Source organism: Chryseobacterium sp. OSA05B, assembly GCF_019970065.1.
In the GTDB taxonomy this organism is placed as follows: domain Bacteria; phylum Bacteroidota; class Bacteroidia; order Flavobacteriales; family Weeksellaceae; genus Chryseobacterium.
In genome coordinates this window covers 787532-805680 of sequence record NZ_JAHXYH010000002.1, presented here as the reverse complement: position 1 = coordinate 805680, position 18149 = coordinate 787532, and the positions used below count along the sequence as shown (strand labels likewise).

16 protein-coding genes are annotated in these 18149 nt (G+C 38.5%); 5 read left to right on the top strand and 11 right to left on the bottom strand.

The window, feature by feature from the left end; genetic code table 11:
• Positions 1-25 precede the first annotated feature (25 nt).
• Together LC419_RS11045 and LC419_RS11040 are read left to right on the top strand one after the other, a co-directional pair.
• Entirely contained in the window at positions 26-1291 is a 1266-nt protein-coding gene (locus LC419_RS11045) for a hypothetical protein (RefSeq protein WP_223607386.1), read from the top strand.
• 330 nt (positions 1292-1621) lie between these two features.
• Positions 1622-2929, top strand: coding sequence for a DEAD/DEAH box helicase (locus LC419_RS11040; protein WP_223607385.1), 1308 nt, complete (start codon positions 1622-1624; stop codon positions 2927-2929).
• Positions 2930-3018: 89 nt separating this feature from the next.
• Here LC419_RS11040 and LC419_RS11035 read toward each other — a convergent pair whose 3' ends face one another.
• From LC419_RS11035 to LC419_RS24130, 3 genes are all read right to left on the bottom strand, one after another.
• Positions 3019-3912 carry an SMP-30/gluconolactonase/LRE family protein gene (locus LC419_RS11035; RefSeq protein ID WP_223607384.1) on the bottom strand — a complete coding sequence of 298 codons (894 nt, stop codon included), beginning with the start codon at positions 3910-3912 and terminating at the stop codon, positions 3019-3021.
• Between the two features lie 72 nt (positions 3913-3984).
• Positions 3985-4395: a S41 family peptidase gene (locus LC419_RS24135; RefSeq protein WP_262901706.1), complete on the bottom strand. Its 411-nt coding sequence runs from the start codon at positions 4393-4395 to the stop codon at positions 3985-3987.
• 31 nt (positions 4396-4426) lie between these two features.
• Complete coding sequence (locus LC419_RS24130; RefSeq protein WP_262901705.1) at positions 4427-5074, bottom strand: S41 family peptidase; 648 nt, start codon at positions 5072-5074, stop codon at positions 4427-4429.
• Positions 5075-5735: 661 nt separating this feature from the next.
• On the opposite strand from LC419_RS24130, the gene ccoG reads away from it, so the two are divergent.
• Positions 5736-7178, top strand: a complete 1443-nt coding sequence (ccoG, locus tag LC419_RS11025) for a cytochrome c oxidase accessory protein CcoG (RefSeq protein ID WP_223607383.1) — start codon at positions 5736-5738, stop codon at positions 7176-7178.
• A 108-nt stretch (positions 7179-7286) separates the two neighbouring features.
• On the opposite strand, the gene LC419_RS11020 is transcribed toward ccoG, so the two are convergent.
• Together LC419_RS11020 and LC419_RS11015 are read right to left on the bottom strand one after the other, a co-directional pair.
• On the bottom strand, positions 7287-8168 hold the full coding sequence (locus LC419_RS11020; protein ID WP_223607382.1) for a helix-turn-helix transcriptional regulator: 882 nt from the start codon (positions 8166-8168) through the stop codon (positions 7287-7289).
• Between the two features lie 119 nt (positions 8169-8287).
• The gene (locus LC419_RS11015; protein WP_223607381.1) at positions 8288-10945 is read right to left on the bottom strand and encodes a reprolysin-like metallopeptidase; all 2658 of its coding nucleotides are present in this window, start codon (positions 10943-10945) and stop codon (positions 8288-8290) included.
• Between the two features lie 285 nt (positions 10946-11230).
• Here LC419_RS11015 and LC419_RS11010 point away from each other — a divergent pair, with 285 nt between their 5' ends.
• Both LC419_RS11010 and LC419_RS11005 read left to right on the top strand, forming a co-directional pair.
• Positions 11231-11575, top strand: a complete 345-nt coding sequence (locus LC419_RS11010; protein WP_034704939.1) for a MerR family transcriptional regulator — start codon at positions 11231-11233, stop codon at positions 11573-11575.
• Positions 11576-11762: 187 nt separating this feature from the next.
• Positions 11763-13031, top strand: coding sequence for a helix-hairpin-helix domain-containing protein (locus tag LC419_RS11005; protein ID WP_306666573.1), 1269 nt, complete (start codon positions 11763-11765; stop codon positions 13029-13031).
• 353 nt (positions 13032-13384) lie between these two features.
• Here the strand turns inward: LC419_RS11005 and LC419_RS11000 are convergent, their stop codons facing one another.
• The 6 genes from LC419_RS11000 to LC419_RS10975 all read right to left on the bottom strand — a co-directional run bounded on the left by LC419_RS11000 (position 13385) and on the right by LC419_RS10975 (position 18117).
• Entirely contained in the window at positions 13385-14605 is a 1221-nt protein-coding gene (locus tag LC419_RS11000; protein WP_223607380.1) for a hypothetical protein, read from the bottom strand.
• A 241-nt stretch (positions 14606-14846) separates the two neighbouring features.
• The gene (rluF, locus tag LC419_RS10995; RefSeq protein WP_223607379.1) at positions 14847-15569 is read right to left on the bottom strand and encodes a 23S rRNA pseudouridine(2604) synthase RluF; all 723 of its coding nucleotides are present in this window, start codon (positions 15567-15569) and stop codon (positions 14847-14849) included.
• The gene (locus tag LC419_RS10990; protein ID WP_223607378.1) at positions 15569-16147 is read right to left on the bottom strand and encodes a hypothetical protein; all 579 of its coding nucleotides are present in this window, start codon (positions 16145-16147) and stop codon (positions 15569-15571) included. Before LC419_RS10990 ends, rluF begins: the two co-directional genes overlap by 1 nt.
• Positions 16144-16842, bottom strand: coding sequence for a tRNA pseudouridine(55) synthase TruB (truB, locus tag LC419_RS10985; protein ID WP_223607377.1), 699 nt, complete (start codon positions 16840-16842; stop codon positions 16144-16146). Before truB ends, LC419_RS10990 begins: the two co-directional genes overlap by 4 nt.
• Positions 16842-17294: a hypothetical protein gene (locus LC419_RS10980; protein ID WP_223607376.1), complete on the bottom strand. Its 453-nt coding sequence runs from the start codon at positions 17292-17294 to the stop codon at positions 16842-16844. Before LC419_RS10980 ends, truB begins: the two co-directional genes overlap by 1 nt.
• 4 nt (positions 17295-17298) lie before the next feature.
• On the bottom strand, positions 17299-18117 hold the full coding sequence (locus LC419_RS10975; protein ID WP_223607375.1) for an undecaprenyl-diphosphate phosphatase: 819 nt from the start codon (positions 18115-18117) through the stop codon (positions 17299-17301).
• Positions 18118-18149 lie beyond the last annotated feature (32 nt).

Here is an 18149-nt window from a genome sequence, read left to right as displayed (position 1 = left end):
AAAACCATTAACAAATAAACAACCTATGCAAAAAATATTTCTCCTGTTTGTCATCAGCATACTTTCGTCCAGTATGAATACGGTAAAAGCCTGTACTATATTTTCCTGTTCGAGAGGAGGAGAAACATTCGCTGCGGCTAATGAAGATGATATGACTCCTTTTACAAGAATCTGGTATAATCCTGCGACGAAAGACCGCTATGGATCCATCAGCTTCGGAGCTCCCGATATGCAAACCGCTGCCGCGATGAATGAATACGGTTTGTTCTATGATTTTGCAGCGGCCAATTACGACCTGAGTAAACTGAATCTGAAAAATCCTTACCAGGGAGATCTGATGTGGGAAATATTAGGAAAATGCAAAACCGTAAAAGAAGCCATGGTGTATTTAAAAAAATACGACTACGCCATCTCTGCCAAAGTTCTACTGGCAGATAAAGAAGGAAATTCTGTCGTCATCACTCCCGGAAAAATCATAGAAAAGACCGGCGACTTTCAGGTGAATTCCAACTGCAATATGATCAATGGAAAACTGTCTTGCAGAAGACCGGACATCGCCAATGAAATGCTTGCCGCTTCCAAGGAGAACAATATCGGGTTTTTGAAGACCATTTTAGATAAGACCCATCAGGAGGGAGAACTGAACACTTTATATTCTACCATCTGCGATCTCAAAAAAGGAATCATCTACGTCTACCTTTTTCACGATTACAATACCGTTTATAAGATTGATTTAAAATCTGAACTCACAAAAGGTTACCGTATAGAAAACCTGGCAGATCATTTTCCTTCATCATTTGCTTATGAAAATTTCTCTAAAAACCATTCTTTATACCTTAAAGAATCTATTTTCCAGGAAATACTGGAGAAAGGCGCAGACATCACCATCGGCCGTTATATAGCAGAAAGTGAAAAATCAGATCCGAAAAATAAAAACCTGAACCCAGCCCTTCTCGAAGTGGCTTTGCAACTGATTAAATATTCATGGAACGAGCACAATAACGGTGCCATGTGGGATTACTGGTTCAGCAAACCTAACGGATACGATATCAAACCTTATAAAGATGCCCGCCTTACTTCCGCGGAAAAGCTTCTAAAGTACCTCTCCACCAAGGAAGAAAAAGACCTCAAGCTCCGCAATTTCATGTACGAAATGTCTGGCTTCATCAATTTCACCCAGGGAAACACCGTTATTGCCAAAGAATTTTATCAAAAATCCATTTCAAATCCGGAGGAAGCTTATCCTGTAACTTTATTGAGGGGGAAAGAGATGTTGAGTAGGTTAAAATAGATGGCAGATATTAGGTGGCAGGTTTTAGGGATTAGGGACTGTGCCGAAGGTTGAAATTATGGTCTTCTGATTTTAGTCAAGAGCTAAAAAAAGATTCCGGATTCCGGATTCCAGATAATAGATATCAAGCATAAGGCAACTATCCATAGGCTTAATTACTACGAACCAGAAACTGACAACCAGCAACTAAAAAAAATAGCCACTGACAAACTTCTTTCAATCTTATTTACTCTAAAAACTCTCAAACCCGTAACTCTGAAACGCTCCCACTCTAAAACCCTCAAACTCCCCCACTCCAAACTTGCTCTCGAAATTTACTACCTTTGCAAAATGGAATTAGAATCAATTTATCAAAAACTGCAGATTCAGGATATGAATCAGATGCAGAAATCTACATATAAGACTACTGAAAACAATACGGATGTTGTTTTGCTATCTCCTACAGGTTCAGGAAAAACGCTGGCATTTTTATTTCCGGTTCTTCGAAACCTTAAAAAAGATGTTCAGGGAATTCAGGCGCTGATTCTGGTTCCGGCAAGGGAACTGGCGTTGCAGATTGAGCAGGTTTTCAAATCCATGGGAACAGATTTTAAAGTTTCGGTGTGTTATGGTGGTCATGATAAAAAAATTGAGGTCAATAATTTAATTGAGGCACCGGCAGTTTTAATCGGAACCCCGGGAAGAGTTACTTATCACTTAAGAAATAACAATTTTGATCCTAAGACGATTAAAACTTTGGTTTTAGATGAGTTTGACAAGGCTTTGGAACTGGGTTTTCATGAAGACATGGAATACATCTCAGGTTCACTGAGAGGTCTTTCCCAAAGAATTTTAACCTCAGCAACGGCAATGGATGAAATTCCGGCGTTTACAGGTTTAAATAATGAAAAGATCATTGATTTTCTAAAATTAAGCGAGGTAAAACCGGATATTCAGTTGAGAAAAGTGATGACTATTTCTGAAGAGAAACTGGATACGCTGTTTAATTTAATCTGTAAAATCGGCAATAAAAGAACATTAATTTTCTGTAATCACCGTGAGGCTGTAGACCGTATTTCTGATCTTCTGGCTGAAAAAGGAATCGACAGGGAGACTTTCCATGGCGGTATGGAGCAGGACGAGAGAGAACGTGCCCTTCTGAAATTCAGAAACGATTCTGCAAGGATCCTGATCACTACAGATCTTGCTTCCCGCGGCCTGGATGTCCCGGAAGTGGAATCTATCGTTCATTACCAGCTTCCCCCGAAAGAAGATGCTTTCATTCACAGAAACGGACGTACCGCACGAATGAATGCAAAAGGTTTTGCCTATCTGATCATGACTGAAGATGAAAACTTTCCTTTCATTAAAAGCAATACACCGGAAGAAAGTGTAAAAGATTTTAACAGAGTTCCGGAGAAAACACCTTTCCAGACGATTTATATCAGTGCAGGAAAAAAAGATAAAGTCAATAAAGTGGATATTGTAGGATATCTTATCAAAAAAGGAGAACTGCAGAAAGAAGATATCGGGATCATTGAAGTGAAAGACACCACTTCCTATGTAGCGGTTTCCAGAAATAAAGTCGGCTTTGTTTTAAAGAAATTAAGTACCGAAAAGCTGAAAGGCAAGAAAGTAAAAATGGAGGTTGCTTATTAATTGAGAGCATTTCATCAAAAATAAAGAGAGAGCCCGGTATTCTACCGGGCTCTTTTCGTTGTTATACTACTTATTATTAAAAAAATTATTTATCGTGTTCCTCTCACTTTAGTGGGTAAAGTATAGACAGATTTTGAAGCGGTAATAAATAAAATATCATTGTTCTGTCCTCCAAAAGTGACGTTGGATGTCCATTCTTCTGCGATGGGAATATGGTAAAGTTTCTTTCCGTGACGGTTAAAGATATGCACTCCTTTTCCTGTTAAATAGAGATTACCATGCTTATCCAGAGTCATACCGTCTGAACCCATCTCGCAGAACAGTTTTCTTTCGGACAATTTTCCTTCTCCAAGGATATCATACACATATGTTTTTCCTGCATCAATATCTGAAATATATAACTTTTTAAATATCTCACTTCCCACGATTCCGTTCGGCTGCACAAAGGTTTCCAGCTTAATCGTCTTTCCGTCTTTTGTTCTGTAATAAAGACTTTTATGGGCTATTTCCTGTTTAAAATTGATCCAGTAATCCCTTTTATACAGAGGATCTGTAAAATACATTCCGCCGGATGAATCATTCCAGACATCATTGGGCCCGTTCAGTCTCTTCCCTTCAAAACCTTTCAGGATCACTTCTACTTTTTTATCTTTTGAAATTTTCCAGATCTCACCCTGATCATCAGAACAGGTAATGAGATTTCCGTCTTTATCGAAATGAGTTCCATTGGCCCTCCCTGTCTTTCCTAAAAATTCTATAACCTTATTGGTTTTCCAGTCCCAGTAGTAGATCTTGTCATTAGGCTGGTCAGTGAAATAAACATTTCCATGTTGATCCGAAGACGGTCCTTCTGTAAAACTAAATTGATCCGAAACCTTCTCCGGCTGTACATCTTCATAAAACATGTTGTTGTAATTTACTGATTGACAGCTTAACAATGCGAAAACCAAACCAATCATGCTTATTCTGCATATATTTTTCATTCTTCTTTTTTAGAGCCTTCAAATTTACAATTTGTACAATAAAATATCCTTTGTCAGGCGGTAAAAATAACCCTACTTTTTCACCTTTGCCTTTAAATGGTTAATTCCCGCTTCAAGCTGAGAATCAAATTTCAGAGGATATAAGGTATCGTTCAGGTTTCTTTCTACAAAAATATGCGGCTTAATTCCGACTCCTATAAATTCTTCACCATCCGGCAGGGTAACTTTTTTGGTACATATGATCGCAGAGCCATTTCCCGGCAATTCTATCTGAAGAGGCTGGCCGGTACTTCCATTGGAATAACCGCCCACTCTGGTTATATTTTTTTGATTGTATAGATAAATCAAAAAGTCTTCTGCAGCTGAAGCCGTTAAAACACTTGTCAGCACAACGGTAGGAACGCTCAGCTTTTCTACAGGCTCTACAATCTGAGGTTTGTACTCAAATTCATGAAACTTGCTTCCCAGATAGGCTTTAAACAAATCAGTCGTCTCCTGTTTGGAAAGACCCCACTCAGATCTTCCACTGATCGTATCTTTTGGCGTGAGAAAGGAACCAAGGGCTCTTTCTGTCGGAATGATCTTCCGGCTGTGCCCCGTAAATGGTATCTCCTTTGACAAAATATTTCGCAATATTTTTTGAATTTTTTGAACTGCCGCCGCCGTTATTTCTGATATCTAAAATAATTGCTTTTGCATTCTTAAGTTCAGGCAACTTGGATTCGAAGTCTTTTACAATAGAGAAATTCTCAAAGCTACTGATCTTTACATATGCCATATCATTCTTCAGCCATTTGAACTCAAAAAGCGCCTGATTGTGCAAGGCTTCGGGATTCACAGCAGTTTCCGCTGTTTTTGAATGGGTAAGATGCAGCTTTTTGATTTCCCCTTTGGGAGTTTTGATTTCGATGTCATAAGTATCTCCATTGACCCCTTCCAATAGATTCGTACCTGCTTTAAAATTGAGATAGCTCACAGTAGAAGACGAAATATAAGGTTTGACGAATTTATCCTCGTATTCAGGGGTAGACAGCCCGTTCACTTTTATGATCTCAATTCCTAAGGGAATCTCTTTTTCTTTGCTTTTATTGGTGCCGATGATATGCACACTTCCCTGTACATTCATCAGGAAAAGCCTGTATTCTCCAAACATAGACACCATAATCTGATTCTGGATATCCTCGGGAAAATAAACCTGTGTATGTCCGTCTTTTAAAACAGCACATAATTTTTGGAGCTCTTTGTAATACTGATTATCGTTTTCCGTTTTTTGGATGTTTACAATAGCTTCCCTAGAAGCCTTATCCCATTTTGGCTGGTCCGTTTTGTACAGATAGACAAAATTGTATTCGCTCTAGAATTTAGATAACCCATAGATTTTCTCATTAAGCGTTAGTTTATTTGGAATCTGGGCCGATAATGATGAAAAAATGATCAACAGAAGGCATAGAATAGAAATTTTATTTTTCACGGATAGCTTTTTTATTAAAACCTGTCAAAGTGGAAAAGATGTATAAAAATTAAAATATAAATCTCTCTTTCCTCGGGCATGCTAAACTAAGAAAAAAAACATTGAAAATACTGTATTTCAGCAACTTCTAAATAGATAACAATTTTGGAAGCAATTATCTCTATAACAAAATACAATGTCCTAATTGTCCTATTTTGGAAGCAGATGGTGTTAGTTAAAAAACAGTTTTATCCGGACCTTTGCCATGGTAAGATCAACACTTCTTTTTCCTTTGTAAAACTGACTGAAAAAACGGCTTGATCAGGCCTCTAATATCACCTTAATACTTTTTTAACTTAACAAAAGTACCGCAATGAGTGCAGAATCAGGCAAGAGCCAATTTGTAGAAATAGAAAACGATACGTTCAGAAACTCGGTGGGAACCATGGACGAAACGGGAAAAAGAAAATGGGTCTTTCCACGAAAACCAAAAGGAAAATATACCAACTACAGGAATTACGCAAGTTATGTCATGCTCGTTATATTTTTCGGGCTTCCGTTTGTAAAGATCAATGGCAATCCTTTTCTTCTGATCAATGTGATCGACAGGAGGTTTTTCATTCTGGGTCAGCCTTTCTACCTTCAGGATTTTTTTATCCTGGCGCTTGGAGCGGTAACTTCCGTGATCTTCGTAATGCTTTTCACCGTAGTTTTTGGAAGGATATTCTGTGGGTGGCTATGTCCTCAGACCCTTTTTATGGAGATGGTATTCCGGAAAATTGAATACCTGATCGAAGGTGACAGAAATAAGCAGATGAAGCTGGACAGACAGGAATGGAATGCTGAAAAAATCAGGAAAAGACTTCTGAAATGGTCTGTTTTTGCATTCATTTCATTGCTTATAGCTCACGTTATGTTCATGTACATCGTAGGATACGAGGAGTTGTTCCGCATTATGAATGATGGGCCGCAGGAGCATCCCCTTAAATTCATTGCCATGATATTTTTTACCATGACATTCTATTTTGTTTTTGCATGGCTCCGCGAACAGGTTTGCACGCTGGTGTGCCCATACGGAAGACTTCAGGGTGTACTGATCGACAAACAGACCATCAACGTATATTATGATTTCAAAAGAGGAGAAGGCCGTTCAAAATGGAGAAATAATGAAGACCGTAAAGCAGCAGGAAAAGGAGACTGCATCGACTGTCATCAGTGTGTTGTAGTCTGCCCTACCGGTATCGACATCAGAAACGGACAGCAGCTGGAATGCGTCAACTGTACAGCCTGTATAGACGCCTGCGATGAGGTAATGGACAAAGTAGGACTTCCAAGAGGACTGGTCCGCTATGCGACAGAAGCAGAAATTGAAAATCAGGACAGCTTCAAATTCACGTCAAGAATGAAAGCTACGACGGTATTTTTAGCCCTGTTAATAGGATTTTTAGGCTTCTTAATGTATGACCGCGGATCTATGGAGGCAAAATTCATCAAGCCGGCAGGTTCTACTTTCTTTATTAAAAACGGAAAAATCACCAATACTTTTATTTATACCCTTTTAAACAAATCCAACGAGAAAAAAATCCTAACCATCAAAGTAATGACTCCGGCCCATGCAGAGATCACGTATTTCGGTTCTGAAAAGATCATTCTGAAAGGTGATGAAATTCTGAAAGGGAATATCAACATTACCTTCCCGGAAGAAGATATTAAGTTCTCCAAACAGAATATGGTTATCGGTGTGTTTGATGAAAAGGGAGAAATGCTGGATTCGTTTGAGACAACGTTTGAGGGACCGTTTAAGCTTTTGTTATAGATGTCAGATTTCAGACGTCAGATTTTAGACTGAAGATTTTAGACTGGAGATGCGAGATAAAGGATGAGTGAACACATTTCTTGTGTCTGATATCTAAAATCTAGCATTTTAAACCTTGTATTTTCTCATAAACTGAGTAGGAGTCATTCCGGAGCTTTTCCGGAATACTCTTACAAAGTAGGAATATTCTTCATATCCGAGTCTGAACGCAATTTCCACAAGATTTTCATCGAGGTATATGAGCATTCTTTTGGCTTCCAGAACGACTCTTTCGGTAATGACATCAGTTGCGGTCTTCTGAACAACAGTTTGCGCAATCCTGTTCAGGTGTTTTGGCGTAATTCCCAATAACGATGCATAGTGCGAAATAGATTTATGAGCCATAAAATGCTGCTCTATCAGATTTTCAAAATCCTGATAATGTTTAAAATATGAAATGCTGGCAGACGAAGAGCGTATATCAATATCTTTTGAAAACAGCCTTGTCGCATTAATGAAGATCTGTGACATCAGAGAAAGGATGAATCCTTCTTTCATAACGTTCTGGGACTGATGCTCTTTTCCCAGCTCCTGAAATAAGCTGTCCGTTTTCCTTAATTCTACCACATCAAGCTGCAGTTTTCTGGGAAATGATACGGACCCGAAAAAGGGAAAATTCCTCAATTTCTGGCTCACATAATGCATTTCGTAAAACTCCTGTGAGCAGAAAAAAATGTACCCGTCAATATCTTCTGAAAGTTCCCAGCTGTGGATCTGCCCTGGAGACAGAAAGAAAAGACTCCCCTCAGACACTTCATACTTCTGAAAATCGATCTCATGGGTTCCTTTTCCTTTTGTAAAGAGAACAGCCGCGTAGAAGTCGTGGCGGTGTGGTTTTTCAATATGACGATGACCTACAACCAGATGTTCTTTCATAGTATTGAAATAAAAATCTGAAGTATTCCTGCCGGACTGGAAAAGCTCGATATGAAGGACAGAGATAGAATTCATTCTGATAATAGACGGATGGTAGTTATTCTATAAAAGTACTGCAAAAAGAGAGACAACGCAAATAGGCATAAAAAAAGGACCGGTTTTCACCAGTCCTTAATTCAGAAATTATCATTATGTTATTTGATCACAAGCTTTGTGTTGTAAGCTCCTTTTGAAGAATTGATGCTGATCACATAAACCCCTTTAGGAACATTGACATTAAACTCTTTTGTACTGTTGCCTTCACTCTGGTAAGCAGAGGAGAATACCAATCTTCCGCTGGCGTCAAACATACCTATCTTCACTTCTCCTTTTAAGTTTCTGGATTTGATAAAGAAATTACCGTCACTTGGATTAGGATAAATCTTGATATCATCTGCTAATGGAGAAGAAACTTCATGAGTTCCCAGTGTCTGAGTTTCTCTTGTACATACTTCCAGAGACCACGCTGTAACGGTTCCTGTACTTCCAGGATTATTGTCTGTGGCAAAAAGTTTCCATTCTCCCTGAGCTTTATGTCCTTTAAATATCGCTAAGGATTCATTTGATTTCGTCTCTCCTGCAAGAGGTGATGCACACGCTACAGCATTACCTGCCTCACTGAATGACGCTGTAATTCCCGACTGTCCGGAGCATTGTCTGTTCCAGAACAGGGCTGAAGATCCTACAGGACTTTCAATTCCTATGGCCAACTGGCTGATGTTCGGATGGGTAACGGACGGAGTCACTTTTATTTTAGTAATGGTTCCTGTACTGTTGACCATTAAAGGAATATTGATTCTTGGTGCTGAGATACCTCCGCCTCCGGGACTGTCTGTAATGGCTACAGCCGGCCCGTTGTAGGTATACGTATTACATGTCTCGCCCGTCACGTTATAATCTATTACAAAACTTGGACTTACCGCATAATACACATTTCCTACCGCTTCTACTAGAATATAAGCATTGGCAGAGATAGATCCTGCCGGAATTGTTACCTGCTCACTTCCGTCATTAGCGGTATTGGCAGCTATAGTGGTAAACGTCTGTCCACCGTCTTTAGATAGTTTAATATTGACATTGGCTGTGCTTACAGGAGCCTGATTGGTATTGGCTACATCCCAGGTCACATTAATGGTCCCTCCTGAGGTTAATGACTGACCGAATATCGGAGCCGTCACCTGAAAAGGACCGGATGCTGCATCCACTGTCAGTACCGTCGCATCTTTGGATACCTGTGGCTGCGCCGGACTGTTGTTTCTTACCGTAGCAGCAAAATTAAGGCTTCTTGCCACACTTGAAACCGATTCCCAACGGGTTGATAAAACGCCTGCCAATACTTTATTGAAATCAGGGAAATATCTTACCGCAGAAGTTGTAGGGGTAAAAGATCTGAAAGTAGGTCCCGTAGGTTTTGTAGGATAAGCTGACGAAATATCACCTGCCCCGATCTGAGCTGCCGCAGCCTGATCTGCCTGTTCCCATGTATAAGTATAAGAAGCCGTATTGGCATCAGATGAGGTGGCTTTTAAAACAAATGGAGTGGATTTAGGAATTGTATAATCCGCACCGGCATTCACATCAGGAGCTGGATTGGCAAAAGGTGCATTGACACCGCAGACAATACTGTTTATTTTATTTTTAATCTGAGTAACACTGTTGGTGTGAAAATAATCATTGGAATTAAACTGAACATCAGAAGCTGTTGTAATCCCTGTATACGCCATTATCGTACTACCGCTTCCCGGCTCCACTCTCTGATCCGCTTGTGCAGATCTGTAAGTATAAGAGTGTCCTGCGCCCAGCTGGTGACCCATTTCATGAGCTACATAATCTATATCGAATTTATCTCCTTCAGGAAAATTATGGGCAGTCCATCCTGCTCCTTTTGAGCTGTTGTTGCAGATAACACCTACCCCTGCAGATCCGTTACCTCCTTTTTTATCAATTAAATGCCCCATATCATAATCCTCAGCAGCAATTCTTGTGGAAATCTGGGCATGAGCCTCATTCGGGCCTCCGTTTGTATAAGGATCTCCAGCCGGATCTAAAAATATAATCGTTTCATTGTTGGCGATAAGGTTAAAATGAAAAGAAAGATCTTTTTCAAAAACACCGTTCAGCCTGGTCAGTGAAGCATTCATAGCAGCAAGAATCACTGCTTTTTTCTCTGCATCAGTTGCTGTGGCCGGAGTACCTGCAGCTGTTAAATGGTATTGAGCATATTCTCCTGTACAGGATAAAGCAAGTCTGAAAATATTAAAACCCGCTGTTTTCTTACTTACGCTTTCGCTTTTTTTTTCTGCTTCCTCTATGACGGAGCACTCAAATGGTTCTTTATCCTGGCCTTTTCTTGCATTGGAGTCAAAAACGGCATATACTGTTCTGTCTTCGCTGTAAGGTTCAATGAATTCTGAGAGACCGGATCTGGTGATCATGGATGAAAATCCTACTGGTGACATGCTGAATCTTAAGTATACGGAAGGGTCATCTACACCGCTTCCTACGTAGGATTTGATATCCGGATATTTTTTCTGAAGAGCTGGATCCATATTGGAAGATTCCCACACCTGAAATTTTTCGATCTTTCCACCTGCTGTAGGAAGTGATACAATCACTCCTTTTGATCCTGAAAAACGTTCGGGAGCATCTTTCAGTGAAAGCTTAAGCTGATTGGTATCTAAGGAATACAAAGCTGCATATTCGAGTTTCTCCTGAGACGGCTTGACTTTCTGCGTCCTTAAGGAGGTTTTGGTCCATTGCGCTTGTCCTAAGAATGGAAGCAACATTATGGAAAGAAAGAAATACTTTTTCATAGAATAATATTTTTTAGTGTAGGCTAATTTAACAAAAATCAATAACATAAAAACCTCATTTAATGACTATTATAAATAAAATCCTCAAAAAAAAGCTTCCATTAATCATAATTTTAAATTTTACAAAAAAAATACATACAATATTCATAATTGTAGAAATTCATACTTTAATTATTTAACTTCATTTGTTTTATTAAAAAAAATATTCCTGTGATCACTATTTACTCATGCATATTTGCATCAGAGTTTAAAAAATATTTATCTTTGGCTTTTAGGATTCATACAATGAAGATAAATTTACCTGACAAACTGTATTATTCAATAGGAGAAGTGGCCAAAGCTTTTGATGTAAACACCTCACTGATACGGTATTGGGAACAGGAATTCCCTATCATCAAGCCTAAAAAGAACAAAAAAGGCAACCGTTACTTCACTCCGGAAGACATTAAGAATCTTCAAATGATCTATCATCTGGTCAAGGAAAAAGGTTATACACTGGACGGCGCAAGAATCGCTCTGACCACCAACAGTAAGATTTCCGAAACGGTAACTATTATTGACCGTCTCGAATTTATAAAGGCTGAGCTTCAGAAACTGAAAGCTTCCCTTGCGGACAGAGATTCCGAATAACATCATAAAAAGCATCTTAAGATGCTTTTATTTTTTCCAGTACCTTTCTTCTCCTTTTCTGAAAAGCATTCTATCTGAAAAGCATTCAAATGTAAATTAAAAATCATTTGAAAGTATTTGCTGTACAAAACAATTCATTATGCATTCTCCCATTGCCCCGATTTATTTTTATTGATAAGTTTACGGAATGATGAGAAAAAATGATTACCGGAAACTGGCATTCATGGGGATCCTGATGATTGTCCTTCTTGCCTTTCATACTTATACCGGCAGGGAAAAAGAAACATTTCCTGAGGTCAGATTTATTACAGAAAGTTCAGTTCCTTTGAATCTCACAGATTTTGATCCTAATGAACTGGATGCAAAACAGTGGGAACATTTAGGATTTTCTGAAAAACAGATTTCTACCCTTCTGAATTATAAAAAAATGATAGGAGGCCGGTTTAGTTCGAAAGCTCAATTAAAAAAATGCTACGCCGTTTCCCCTGAAAAATTTGCAGAGCTGGAATCATATCTGTTACTTCCTGATACAGATAAAGACGCTTCTTCCGGGAAGTTTAAAGGATATGAAAAGAAAGAGATCGCCATTTCCCGAAAGTTCAATCCTGATGGGCTTTCCAATGCCGAATGGATAAATATGGGCTTCAGTGAAAGGCAGGCCGAATCCATTATAAAATATAAAAATTATTTGGGAGGAAGCTTTATCAGTAAGGAAAAATTCAAAGAATGTTTTATCATCTCCTCGGACAATTACACAAAAATGGAGCCTTACTTACTGCTTCCAGCAAAAACACCGGACCATTTCAAAAATTCAGCTAAGAATTATGCTGTAAAATCAAGAATTCAGTACCGTAATTTTGATCCTAATATGGCGGATTTAGAGGGCTGGAAGGCTTTAGGGTTTTCGGAAAGACAGGCTCAGACTATTGTCAACTATCGTGACCGAAACCTTCGGGGAAGCTTTAAAACACCGGAAGATCTGCAGAAATGTTTTGTGATCTCTCCTGAGAAATACCAGGAATTAAAACCATATATTAAACTCAACCCTACTGTAGACAAAAAACAGGAAACTGATTTTTCAAAAATTGATTTAAATATAATTACATTCAAACAGCTGCTGGAATTTGGTTTGGATGAAAAAAGTGCGGGATCAATGATTGGCTTTAGAAAAAAACTGAGAGGTTTTGTCAATAAACAGCAAATTTTAGACACTTATAATATTGATAAAGATTTGGTTCAAAAATTAATTTCTATTGCTCCGCTGGATGTTTCAAATGTTCCTAAATATACTTTAACAGAAGCTCCTGAAGAATGGCTGAAAGATCATCCCTACTTTAAATATTCTGCTGACAAAATTATATTCTACCGGACTACCTACCATGATGATCAGAAAATTCTGAAGCTTTTAAAATTAAAGCCCCAATATGAGGAAAGAATGAAATTATATTTGAAATAACCTGAGCACGGGTTTTGGAGAGTTATGAATTATGAATTTCAGGGTGATTCTTGTTTGCTGGTTGTTGGTTGCAGTTTTTTTAGTTGCTAGTTTATAGATAATATCATGTTTTGCATCTGTTTGTCTTAAATCTGATGTTTGGCATGTGGAGTCTTGTTGCTTAGCTCTTACCTAAAATCAAAAGACCATAATTTCAACCTTCAGCACAATCCCTACAAACTGCTACCTAATATCTGCCACCTAAAACTCACTATTCACTTGCAAAGCAAAATTCACCATTGACATTTTTACTCCCAATTGAAAGTCTGATGTCTGAAAAAACATCTTATCCAGAACTCAGGTTATTTTACATTTTAGTGGTGCATGTAGCTGCCGGGACCATTGGTTCCTTCAATTGATTCTGGCAATATTCCATATTTGGTGCGTAAATCGACTGTCCCTAGCGTTTTCCCTGTCTCGATTTCAATAACACTAATGGTGCCTGAATTTAAGTTAGGAATATTCAATAGGTTATTTTGTACGGCTACCACTTCTTTTCCTTTTTTGGTTTTAAAGAAAACCATATGATGTGCTCCTTTATCTGCAGTAAGTGTTTTTAAAAGCTTGAGTTGGGGAAGATTGCTTATATCAAAAACCAAAACTTTTCCAGGATCTGCAAAACTTACATAGAGCTTGTTGTTATCATCAATATACATTTCGAGTGTCCAGCCTAATCCCTGTGTGCTTCCGTCAAATATTTTACTAAAAGCATCATATTTATTGCTTGCCGCATTGTATGGAGCGATCCAGATATCACCTCCCAGCATCGTGGTTGCAAGGGCATATTGTGGAAATTTTCCACGCAGTAACAGAACCTCGACAGGACTGGACATATCTGTTTGTGAGTCTGCCACCAGATAGGTCTCTTTTAATTCATAAGTATTCATGTCTAATAAAGTACAGGTGTTTCCCATTCCAGTGGTAAGATCCGGGTGAATGGTAGAGGTGACCATCATTATTCCTTTTTCCTCATTAACAGAAATACCATGCGGGTACATAATAAATTGATTGGGATTGGCTTGAATCGGAGCTTTAATAGTTTTGATAAGCTGGTTATTATTGGCATTAAAAACACCTATACTGCCATCCTTTGGTCCTCCTGCTCCTCCCATAAAAGTCATAAAATATCTTCCGTCATTGGTAAAAAACAAATTTTCTCCTACCGTATTCTCACCTGTATCGATAGGTGTTGCATTCACTAATTTTGGCTGTCCGTTTTTGTCTTTTTCTGTTTGTATCTGGTAAAGATAGCTTCCTCCTAAAGCAGTGGTGAATAGTTTGTTCGCAGTCTGATTATAATAAAGATGATGAGGCAGGACACCAACGTCTAATTCAAGTTTGCTGCTGATATGTCCAAAATTTGGAGCTTCAGGATCGAGCTCAATGACAGCTATTCCATCCGGTAATCCTTTCAGGCTTCTGTAATCAATGTAAAATGTAGAATCGTGCGGGAGATCCGGATTATGGTTATCATTTTGGCAATTTGAAAATGCTAATAAAATAACGAGGGAAAGTGGATTAAACTTTAATTTCATGGTTTCTAGGTTTTTAGTAGTTACTATTATAAATATAACATATATCCACCAACAAATTAAAAATATTACACCAATGTGTGAATATTATTAAAAAATAACATTTAAAGTACCTTCTCTATTGCATTTCTTCAGATAGATCAACTGGAGACAGAAGTTCTGATTGGCCAGCCAAAAAACAGGAATAAAAAAAGTAAGCAGGAGAATATCCCCTGCTTATCATCTTATTATTTATGCTCTAATTTTAATCGACTGTTTTGATAGAATCAGAAAGGAGATTATTCAGTGAACCCAGTTCCTCTTCTGTAAGGTCACGCCATTTTCCAACGGGAAGATCCAGTTTGATGTTCATAATACGGATACGTTTCAGTTTTTTCACCTCATAGCCGAGGTATTCGCACATTCTTCGGATCTGTCTGTTCAGTCCCTGGGTAAGGATGATACGGAACGTCATATCATCAATTCTTTCCACATCACATTTTTTAGTGACGGTATCCAGGATGGGAACGCCATTCCTCATTTTATCAAGGAATTTAGGTGACATAGGTTTGTCAAGACGTACGATGTATTCTTTTTCGTGATTGTTTCTTGCTCTAAGTATTTTGTTGACGATATCTCCGTCGCTGGTCAGCAGGATCAGACCTTCACTCGGTTTGTCCAGTCTTCCGATAGGGAAAATTCTTTTCGGATAGTTGATATAATCTACGATATTGTTTTTTTCACGTTTGGTATCTGTGGTACAGACAATCCCCACGGGTTTGTTAAAAGCGATATAAACGGGCTTATCCTGCGGCTCACGGATAGGTTTCCCATCCACTTCCACCACATCTTCATCGGAAACTTTTGTGCCCATCTCAGGAACTTTCCCATTAATCGTAATTCTTCCTTCTTCCAAAAGTTTATCTGCGGCTCTTCTTGAACAGTAGCCTACTTCTGATAAATATTTATTGATGCGCGTTTTTTCCATTAGTCGTCTCCGTAACCTGTATAATTTTTATTGCTGAAAATGGTAATTCCATAGCTTAAGCCGATGAAAAAGCCATTTGATTTCCCGTTGAGCTGATGTCCTTCAAAAGTAATTCCCCCTTCCTGGCTCAGTCTTTTTGAATAGGAAACCATCATTCCAAGCCTTGCACCCCAAAATTCAGAATCTGAAATTGCTGAATGATTAATCTGCTTCCCGTAATTTAAATCAATATAAAAAGGGCGGTCGCCCGGGTTGAATATGATCTTCGGCTGGATCATCCAGTATACCAAATGATAATTGTCTTCTATAAAACTGTATTTCAATCCGGTTCCAATTGCAAAGTTAGAAAGAAAATTGTAACCGCCAATTGCTGTAATGCCATACGTTATTTTACCCACGCGTTTCGGCTCAATATACTGCGAATTACTGAACTGATTATCTTTAGTCTGAAGATTCAGGCCTATATTCAGTGAAGGGTTCACGTAAAACCCCATTTTTTCTCTCTTTGTCCCTGTTTCCTGCGAAAAAAATACTGTGTAAGATAAGAGTCCTGAAATCAAAAGTAATTTTTTTATCATAAGCCTTCAAATCTGTATTCGTTTTCCAGAAAATCAGTTGTTGCATTTTCAATGGTATAATCTCCGATTTTTGTACGTCTGAGCTGGGTCAGATAAGCCCCTACTCCCAATTCCTGCCCGATATCATGAGCCAGGCTTCTGATGTAAGTTCCTTTCGAACATCCTACTGTAAAACTGACCAAAGGAAGGTCTATTTTAATATCATTGATATAGAAAATCGTAGTTTTTCTGGATTTCATTTCCACTTCTTCGCCTGCTCTTGCCAGATTGTACGCTCTCTGTCCGTCTATCTTGATCGCTGAATACACAGGAGGTTTCTGCTCTATTTCTCCAACAAATTTCCCCAGTGCCTCATTGATCTGTTCTTCTGTGATGTGGGCAATATCCTGCTGAAGAATTTCCGGTTTTTCAGTATCATAGGATTCTGTCTGGACTCCTATTTTGATCTCGGTCCAGTATTCTTTGGGAGCATCCTGGATTTCCGGAATTTTCTTGGTGAATTTTCCGCAGCAGACAATAAGAAGTCCCGTAGCTCTCGGGTCTAGAGTTCCGGCGTGGCCTATTTTAAATTTCTTGGGAAGATTAAATTCTCTTTTGAGCTTATATTTCATTTTATTGACAGCCTGGAAAGAAGTCCAGTCCAAAGGTTTGTCCAATAAAAATACATATCCTGATTGCAGTTCTTCAGCTGTCATTATTCTGTAATTTCGGTGATACTTACTAAGCTTGGAAGCTTATTGACCCTCTGCTTGCAGTCGGGACCGTTTTCTACATTCACAAAGCATTTTTTGTCTCCGATGAAGTAGTAGATGTTATGAAACGGATATACAGAATTATTCGGAACAATGTTCACCGTGTAATTCTCCGGTAAATTAAATTTATAGCTGGTCTTATTAATCGCTGTAATTTTCTGATTGTAGCATTTTCCTTCTTTGGAATATTCCATAAAAGCTTTATGATCCAGTTTTTCGTCCGGGACAAGCTCTTTACAGATCAGTAAATCCTGAGCAGTCGTATTCTTCTCTTTAAGCTCTACTACAAACTCTATTCTTTCTTTCGTATTATTTTTCACGAACAACGTATGTGCCGGAGCGCATGAAACGATTAGTCCGGAAAAAGCCAGTATTTTTAGAATATTATTTTTCATACTCTTACTTAAAGAAATAGAAATAAATTAAAAGAGCGATTCCTACGAAAATACGGTACCAGCCCCAAGGTTTGAAACCATATTTGTTCAGTACTCCAATGAATGCCTTAATAGCGATCAATGCGACAATAAATGCTACGATATTTCCAATCACAAAGATCATAATGTGATCCTGAGAGGCCATAATCATTTCATATCCTTTCTGAGGGTGAGCCGTTTCTTTACCCCATGTTTTCAGGAAAACGGAATAAACCGTCACTGCCAGCATCGTTGGAACCGCTAGAAAGAAAGAGAATTCTGCTGCAGCCTTTCTGGTAAGCCCCTGTGACATTCCTCCGATAATGGAAGCTGCACTACGGCTGGTTCCCGGCATCATCGCAAGACACTGCCAGAATCCGATGGTAATGGCACTTCTTATCGTAATCCCTTTTTCATCGTCAATTTTAGGATTCTTGAACCATTTATCTGCAAAAAGAAGAACAACTCCTCCCAGCACCAGTACTGAAGAAATAGCAATCTGATTTCCGAGAATAGCTTCAATTTTATCATCAAATAAATATCCTAAAACCAATGCAGGAACAACTGCAAAAGCAAGTTTGTAATAGAACTGGATATTTTTAAGATCAAAAAATTTCTTCCAATACGCCACCACTACAGATAAAATAGCTCCAAACTGAATGGAAACCTGAAACATTTTCAGAAATTCATCATCCTGCAGGCCCAGAAGATTAGCAGCAAATCCCATGTGTGCCGTTGAAGAGATAGGAAGATACTCGGTAAGTCCTTCAATAATAGCAATAATGATTGCTTTAATTAAATCCATAATATTGTAAAAATTAAAAGATTAAGAAATTT